The following is a 2,520-nucleotide window of genomic DNA, read 5'->3' as shown; positions in this document are numbered from 1 at the left end:
AGTTAAGTTAAAGCAAGCAACAAAAGTTAGTGCAAGTCTTCCGCTTGAATAAGTAGGACTTGCTCATCACCTGCAGACACTTCCATCCAAATGACAGGGATCTGTGGGAATGCTTTCTTAAAATGTTCATACTCATTGCCAATCTCGATCAGAATGGCGCCACGCTCTGAGAGATAGTCCGGAGCGCCAGCAATAATCTTACGAATCAGATCCATGCCATCAGTACCACCTGCTAATGCTAAGGCAGGCTCTGCATGATATTCAGCAGGTAGGGCATTCATAGAATCCGCATTGACATAAGGCGGGTTGCAAATGATCAGGTCAAAGAGATTATCTTCATGAGGCTCTGGCAGTGCATTCCAGAGATCACCCTCAAAAAGTTCTACTTGAGAAGTAAGGCCATGGCGATCGAGATTGCGAGATGCCACTGCCAATGCGGGCAAGCTGATGTCACAGGCGCTCACGTGAATATCTGGGCAGGCTAAGGCTAGCAAAATCGCTAGAGAGCCATTACCAGTGCAGAGATCCAAGGCTTTACCATCAGCGGGCAACCAAGGTTCAAGCGAGCCATCTACGATGAGTTCTGCAATCCATGAGCGGGGAACAATGCTCTGCTCGCTGGAGTAAAAAGGCACACCCATCAACCAGGCTTCACCCAAGATATAGGCCAAGGGCTTGCGTGTAGAGATGCGAGTTTGTGTAACCTCAAAAGCCTTAGCAATTTGCCCGGCAGTCATGATGCGCTCTAGGTGATCGAGTGCATCAGCAGGGCTGAGGTCTAGCTGTTTGCTAGCAATCCACAAAGCCTCGCTCCCAGCATCAATCGCACCATGTCCATAATGCAAATCTGCTGCCTCTAGTCGTTGTGCAATTTGATCAATACATTGATCAAGTGATAGAGATTGCTGGGGCGCAGGGTCCATTAGGAATTTGTATCGGAAGTAATTGACTGAATACGTTTAAGCAATGAGTTGTTCGAGAGTCTTACGGAAAATATTTTTGAGTGGTACAACATCGTCCACATTCACACACTCATCAATTTTGTGACTCGTCGCATTAATCGGGCCAAACTCGACTACCTCTTTGCAGATCTTGGCAATAAAGCGTCCATCACTGGTACCACCAGTAGTAGAGAGTTCTGTATCGATTTTGGTTTCGTCTTTAATGGCTTTGCGGAGGGCGCCAGCAAGGGCACCATCGCCAGTAATAAATGGACTGCCACCCAAGACCCAGTCAATTTCAAAGTCGAGACCTGCGTCAGTAAGTATTCCTTCTAGACGACTGCGTAATTCCTCTGGCTTACTTTCAGTGGAAAAGCGGAAGTTGAAATCTACAGCTAGCTCGCCAGGAATGACATTGTTGGCACCGGTGCCAGCATGAATATTGGAAATCTGAAAACTGGTAGGCTGAAAATACTGATTGCCTTTATCCCACTCAGTTTCTACTAATGCTTGAATTGCGGGTGCTGAAATATGAATCGGATTTTTACCAAGGTGAGGGTAGGCAATGTGCGCCTGAATACCTTTGACTCGAAGCTTGCCTGAGAGCGAGCCACGACGACCATTTTTAATCATGTCGCCTAATTTATCTACTGAGGTTGGCTCACCAATCACGCAATAATCCAAACGTTGCCCATGCTTTTGCAAACGCTCGCACATGATGACGGTGCCATCGTTTGCTGGACCTTCTTCATCACTGGTAATCAAAAAAGCAATAGAGCCTTTGTGATTGGGATGAGTGATGACAAATTCTTCTGTAGCAACTACAAAGGCAGCCAGTGAGGTCTTCATATCGGCAGCGCCACGACCATAAAGCATGCCGTCCCGAATGGTTGGGGTAAATGGATCATTAGTCCACTTTTCCAATGGGCCGGTAGGCACCACATCAGTATGGCCGGCAAACATTAAGACTTCACCTTGATCGCCTGATGTACCTTTTTTGATTGCCCAAAGATTGGTGACCTGGAAATTCTCGGGACCACTAATAACGCTTTCTGTATGAAAACCAATTGCTTGAAGGCGGTGGGCTATGAGGTCCTGACAGCCTCCGTCCGCTGGGGTGACCGAGCGGCAGGAGATGAGGGCTTCAGTTAACTCAAGGGTAGCGCTCATAGATCTAGATTAATCACGCAAGAGTTCGTTAATGGCGGTCTTTGCTCTGGTTTGGGCATCGACCTTCTTCACAATGATCGCAGCGTACAGGCTGTACTTGCCGCAAGCAGAAGGAAGGGAGCCTGGCACCACAACAGAGCCTGCTGGGACACGGCCATAATGGATTTCACCGGTTTCACGGTCGTAGATCTTGGTGCTTTGACCAATATAAACACCCATTGAGAGCACGGCGTTTTCTTCAATCACCACACCTTCAACCACCTCTGAGCGGGCGCCGATAAAGCAGTTATCTTCAATAATCACTGGACCAGCTTGGATCGGCTCTAAAACGCCGCCAATCCCAACGCCGCCAGAAAGGTGAACGTTTTTACCGATTTGGGCGCATGAACCTACTGTTGCCCAGGTATCC

The 2,520-nt window shown here is 48.1% G+C and carries 3 protein-coding genes; all 3 read right to left on the bottom strand.

The window, feature by feature from the left end; genetic code table 11:
- Positions 1 to 26: 26 nt before the first annotated feature.
- Complete coding sequence (prmB, locus tag B7Y67_RS15165) at positions 27 to 923, bottom strand: 50S ribosomal protein L3 N(5)-glutamine methyltransferase (protein ID WP_293599352.1); 897 nt, start codon at positions 921 to 923, stop codon at positions 27 to 29.
- A 36-nt stretch (positions 924 to 959) separates the two neighbouring features.
- Positions 960 to 2,111, bottom strand: a complete 1,152-nt coding sequence (dapE, locus tag B7Y67_RS15160) for a succinyl-diaminopimelate desuccinylase (RefSeq protein ID WP_293599351.1) — start codon at positions 2,109 to 2,111, stop codon at positions 960 to 962.
- Between the two features lie 9 nt (positions 2,112 to 2,120).
- Positions 2,121 to 2,520 (bottom strand): 2,3,4,5-tetrahydropyridine-2,6-dicarboxylate N-succinyltransferase (locus B7Y67_RS15155; RefSeq protein ID WP_293599350.1); only part of this gene is annotated, 400 nt, incomplete at its 5' end.

The organism is Polynucleobacter sp. 35-46-11, from assembly GCF_002281105.1.
Note: the sequence above shows the minus strand (reverse complement) of the source record. Positions and strands in the feature narration are given on the sequence as shown.

What these genes read in the sequence shown, in the direction of transcription:
- dapE (WP_293599351.1), bottom strand. Translation starts at nt 2,111, where the DNA reads ATGAGCGCTACCCTTGAGTTAACTGAAGCCCTCATCTCCTGCCGCTCG.
- prmB (WP_293599352.1), bottom strand. Translation starts at nt 923, where the DNA reads ATGGACCCTGCGCCCCAGCAATCTCTATCACTTGATCAATGTATTGAT.